The sequence below is a fragment of the Bacteroides caecigallinarum genome, assembly GCF_021531075.1.
Classification (GTDB): domain Bacteria; phylum Bacteroidota; class Bacteroidia; order Bacteroidales; family Bacteroidaceae; genus Phocaeicola; species Phocaeicola caecigallinarum_B.
Genome location: NZ_JADYTJ010000090.1, coordinates 1 through 4,439 on the forward strand (window position 1 = coordinate 1; position 4,439 = coordinate 4,439).

Annotated in this window: 6 protein-coding genes; 1 reads left to right on the forward strand and 5 read right to left on the reverse strand. The window is 43.9% G+C overall.

The annotated features are described in order from the left end of the window. The first annotated feature begins 284 nt into the window (after window positions 1-284). Window positions 285-590 (forward strand): helix-turn-helix domain-containing protein, encoded by a 306-nt coding sequence (locus I6E11_RS14105; protein ID WP_204482264.1) that lies wholly within the window; start codon window positions 285-287, stop codon window positions 588-590. 54 nt (window positions 591-644) lie between these two features. On the opposite strand, the gene I6E11_RS14110 is transcribed toward I6E11_RS14105, so the two are convergent. The 5 genes from I6E11_RS14110 to I6E11_RS14130 form a co-directional block, all read right to left on the reverse strand. Continuing rightward, a complete protein-coding gene (locus I6E11_RS14110; RefSeq protein ID WP_004326369.1) occupies window positions 645-1,427 on the reverse strand; it encodes a PRTRC system ThiF family protein in 783 nt (260 codons plus the stop codon). Then, a complete protein-coding gene (locus I6E11_RS14115) occupies window positions 1,424-2,125 on the reverse strand; it encodes a prokaryotic E2 ligase family D protein (protein WP_204482266.1) in 702 nt (233 codons plus the stop codon). Before I6E11_RS14115 ends, I6E11_RS14110 begins: the two co-directional genes overlap by 4 nt. 6 nt (window positions 2,126-2,131) lie before the next feature. Further along, the gene (locus tag I6E11_RS14120) at window positions 2,132-3,241 is read right to left on the reverse strand and encodes a peptidase (RefSeq protein ID WP_204482268.1); all 1,110 of its coding nucleotides are present in this window, start codon (window positions 3,239-3,241) and stop codon (window positions 2,132-2,134) included. A gap of 36 nt (window positions 3,242-3,277) precedes the next feature. Next, window positions 3,278-3,499, reverse strand: coding sequence for a PRTRC system protein C (locus tag I6E11_RS14125; protein WP_022302394.1), 222 nt, complete (start codon window positions 3,497-3,499; stop codon window positions 3,278-3,280). Between the two features lie 44 nt (window positions 3,500-3,543). Then, window positions 3,544-4,439, reverse strand: an 896-nt coding sequence (locus I6E11_RS14130; protein ID WP_235338770.1) for a PRTRC system protein E, incomplete at its 5' end; no start/stop codon positions are given.

The window sequence follows — 4,439 nt, forward strand, 5'->3', positions numbered from 1 at the left end:
GGTATATAAAGCTATTAGTAAACCTCTTTTATAAGATTAGTTCTAAAGTATAATAAGTAGTCGTTATAGAAATGTAAACTTGGTAATAGCCATGCTTTAAATGGTTTACACTTTCGGTTTACAGCAGAAAATCAAGATGCTAATTTATATATCTGATTAACAGACGTATACAAAATGCTTTTATTTTCTTTATCTGTTTGGCATGTTATTCTCACTATTATGAGTATATACTCTTGAGTGCGCACGAAAAGAGTATCGATTTATTCACTTATAATATTGGAATTATGTCATATATAGATAATGAGATACTCGAAAGACTGATAGAAACCATGGTAGAGGGATTTGCCCGCATTGAAAAGAAACTGGATCAGATGAACCGTCTGAAAGAATGTATGAATGGGGATAAACTGCTTGATAATGTGGATCTGGCAGAACTCCTTGGTGTGTCACAAAGAACTTTGGCACGTTACAGGCAAGAGGGCAAGATTAAATATTACTCGGTTGAAAAGAACGGGAAATCATTCTATCTCGCCTCAGAGATACAGAGTTTCCTGCTCCAGCGAGGTAAGAACATAGTAAATAATAAGTAGCAAATAGAATAAGTGACCGTATTCTGATGGAAAGATGATACGGTCACTTATGCATTATACCGGGATTGCGGTTACTTTCAATGTCTCCAGATTGACATAGGCACCGCGATACAGTGTCTTTCCTTCCTTGAACATTCTCCATAATATGTCACATCCGATATGTGCCAGTGTGGAGTTAATGAATAAATCCTGTTTTTCCAGGGCTTCCGCCAGAGAACAGCTTGGTCCCGATTCCTTTTCCTTGATTTTTGCATAGTCCACTTCCTCGGTGATGACATTCATTTTAGGCATGGGAATATATTCCTGTGAAGAAGGTTGGAGAACTTTCTCACGTACCGTCCCGATGATGACCTGTCCTTTTGTCTGGCTGTTCCCGAAATCCATCCAGTATATGGGAGCCGAATGGTCACTGAAGTTTTCTTTGCGGACTTTCTTCAGGAACTTCCAAAGCGTAAGACGTGAACGTATATTGTCCGTACAGGTAATGATGATATTTGCTGTGCTGTCTTCAGAAAAATTCCTAGTAGGAAAACATTGCGGTTCGGCAGTCCATGCGTATCCGAAGAAACGGTTGATGCGTGTGACAAGTGATACGGCCTTGTTCAGTCCCAGTTCCGTCTCACTGAAAAGCTGACGTCCTATATTGGCCTGGCTTACTGTGTCGGGATCGAATACGGTGACATGTAGTCCGGGATGGCCCAATGCCTGAAGTGCCATGCTCATGCGTGCAAGATTGGTTATCACTTGTGAGCCGGTACCTCCTGCTCCGATGACGAATACCGTTACCGGATGACGCGGATTGAGCAGGTAGCGGTCGGTAAAATGTATCTTTTTCATGGAAGTATGTCTTTAAGTTTTTTATTTATGGGCTTGAGTTCGTTCATGTCGAACGGATTGTTTCTTATGTTCTCGGTAACGATGACAAGATTTGAAACGGTAGGATTCACATTTCCTCCCAGATGGGAGAATTCAGTTAGCCAGAACCGTTTTTCCCAGTATTCCAACAGGGAAAGGAAAGTCGGATTCTGTGGCTTTTCCAGAGAACTGCTGCCAAGGCAGACACTTGATCCGGTCACGTTGAAGAACGGGGCACGGAACAGTGGAGTCGTCTCCACCGGACGTTTTCCCTTGAAGGCGAACACGTCCATGCTTCCGTTTCTTACATGGTAGATAATCCCCGGCAGATTGAACATGCCGTCCTGTATATTGAGATCCTTGTGAAAGAACATCTGTCTCTTTCCGGGCGGATTGTACCAGATATATTCTTCCTGTCCTTTTCTCGGATTGCAGGCCAGCATGTTATCGGGGACTCTTCCTGCCGGTATTCCGCTCATTTCTTCCGTGTAGGATTCCAGCAGGGTATTCATGAATTCGTATGTAACAGGGATACCTGCCCCCATCTGTCCGCTTTTTCCGATGGGACGCAATTCTATGAAGTACCTGGTATCAAAATTTCTTCTGTCTTCATACTTGTAGGCTATGATAGCCGCCTTCGGTACCATCATTTTTTGCATATTTTTGGTCAGTTCATTCATGATGCTTTATAATTTGTAAGTAATATGTTGTACAAATGTTTTAAACCATTTGGAGAAACGTTCCGGATAGTTTCCCGGCTTGAAAAGTTCCTCTGTTTCCGGTGTGATGAAGATAAATGATACGGGAGTCTGGTTATATGTTTCCTGACAGTCGGTACTGAAACAGCTTTCCATGTCCTTGGTAACCGTATCCGTGATGGAATATGTTAGCAGAATCTGATATTCGAGCGGTGGCGGCTCGAAATCCCTTTCCTTTTCGCTTGCAAAATCATAATCATAATTCAAGATATAAGGGCTTTCCTTTGCAATCAGGGACATCCCTTCGGTAATCAGTTTCAGTAGTTTTCTTTCTTTGTCGCTGGAAGGATTACAGTTGCGGATATGTTCTTCCAGATTCCTACAGAAAGCTCTGGAGTACATCCTGCACAATTTCCTATGGATTTTACCTTTCTTATATGACCTGAAAAGCTTTTCCTTTCTGTACAAATCCTTTTTCTCTTCCTCATCAAGCTGTTCAAAGTCTATATTATCGATACAGACTTCCGACATATCAAAATATGGAGTATCGGTTATATCCATCATCCTGTGATGTTTGATGAACCTTCTGATGAACTCCAGTGTAATCTTTTTAATTTCACCGTGCAGCCTTTCCGTAAAGTCTATCGGCATAAAGAAAAGCGTATAATCCGGCCATTCGTGGAAATGGTAGATGCAGAACTGGAGCCTGTCACCAATAAGTTCCAGATTTACATGATGAGATACTATGGAATCCAGTGCATTATATAGCAGGCATATTTTCTCTCTTGTGGAAGTCCTGCCTGTAGGATGGTATGGCAGCTCCACGTCCAGGAGCTGCGCATACTTCATGGCTGAACGGTACAGGAAATCAAGATTCTCTTTGGTGGTGACATTTACCGTTACATCCCTGTCATTCTCCACATACAGATCGGGAGCGATGGAAGGTATTCTCGTGTTCAGAAAACCATGAGGCTTTCTGCGGGAGGGAGTCTTCTTTTCTTTCTGTTCCTGATGCCCCGGCTTATGTCCGTATTTTCGAGTTCCGATATGATAAGTCTGGCTAAATTTTCCAAAGCCCGTTCCGTAAGTTGTGTACATGGTTTCTTGTCTTTACGTTGTCCTTTTTTCATGTTCTTACCCTTTTACTCCGATAGTGGTCTTGAATTCATATACCGCCCGGTCGTCTTCGATTTCCGGTCCGTGTACGGTCGCGGTGGTCAGTTCCGGATAGTTCATTGAATAGAAATCCATCACTTCAGCCGGAGACATGTTTACGTTCGGATCGTCCAGTACGATTTCCTTACTGTTCTTCCTCATTTTGAAGACTCTTTTCATACCTTTAATTTCCAGTGCCATATTGTTTATAGTTTATTGGTTTTACAAATCGTTTATTGTGCATATCAGCAGTATATCATTTCTACCTGTGCCTCGTCCTTCATCCGGTACTCAGCCGGAAAATCCGGATATTCCGCATACGGGTCCTCTCTTAGAAGTTCCCTGTCATTCTCGTCTTCCGGATCGAAGCAGAATGTATCATGAGCAGCCGGTACAGCCTGGTATTCCCGTCCGTTTCCGTTCTGCACTTGTACCGTTCCGTTTGGTATATGGCCGTTTGCCGGTTGCTGTGGCTGTCGTGGTGGATAAGGAACTGTTTCGGGATGGTATACTGGCTGCTGCGGATAAGTCTGCATTGTTGCACCTTGTGGCATACCTGTTCCTTGCATCACGGGACGGTTTGGAGCCGGTTGGATATATGCTCCATTCGTGTCATGTACCTGTTGGGGCATTCCCTGTGGAATCTGCTGTGGAGCAGGCTGCATGACAGGTTCAGGATTCATAGTATGGGTCTGTTGCTCCGGGAATATGCTTGTTTGCATACCTGGTTGTGACTGACCGTTCATATTGCCTTGTGGTTGGGGAATTACCGGTGCCGGTTCCTCTGCCATACCGAACAGGCTTCCTGCACTGGCCTGTCTCTGTACTTCCTGCATCTTTTCGTCAATCTCCTTCTGTTTTTCTGTAGGAGCCAGTACCCGTGTCTGTTTCAGCCATGTCATTGCTTCGGAGTACCTTTTTGCGGCGGTTGCTTCATCAGCCTTCTTGAGGAGTTTTTCCATCTTTTCCCGTTTTTCCCTGGCTTCCTTTGATTCGGCCGGTATTGTTGGAGCCTTGGATGATTTGGCCTGTGATGTAGCCTTTTCTGCCTGTTTCTCGAAATTTTCCGCATTGACAAGCAGTCCCTGTACCTTCTGTATCGGTTGGAGTATGGTCTGCAGGAAGCCCATATCCAGTTCTG

Excerpts from the sequence above, each read along its gene's own strand:
- I6E11_RS14110 (WP_004326369.1), bottom strand. The coding sequence starts at position 1,427 with ATGAAAAAGATACATTTTACCGACCGCTACCTGCTCAATCCGCGTCAT.
- I6E11_RS14105 (WP_204482264.1), top strand. The coding sequence starts at position 285 with ATGTCATATATAGATAATGAGATACTCGAAAGACTGATAGAAACCATG.
- I6E11_RS14115 (WP_204482266.1), bottom strand. The coding sequence starts at position 2,125 with ATGAATGAACTGACCAAAAATATGCAAAAAATGATGGTACCGAAGGCG.
- I6E11_RS14120 (WP_204482268.1), bottom strand. The coding sequence starts at position 3,241 with ATGTACACAACTTACGGAACGGGCTTTGGAAAATTTAGCCAGACTTAT.
- I6E11_RS14125 (WP_022302394.1), bottom strand. The coding sequence starts at position 3,499 with ATGGCACTGGAAATTAAAGGTATGAAAAGAGTCTTCAAAATGAGGAAG.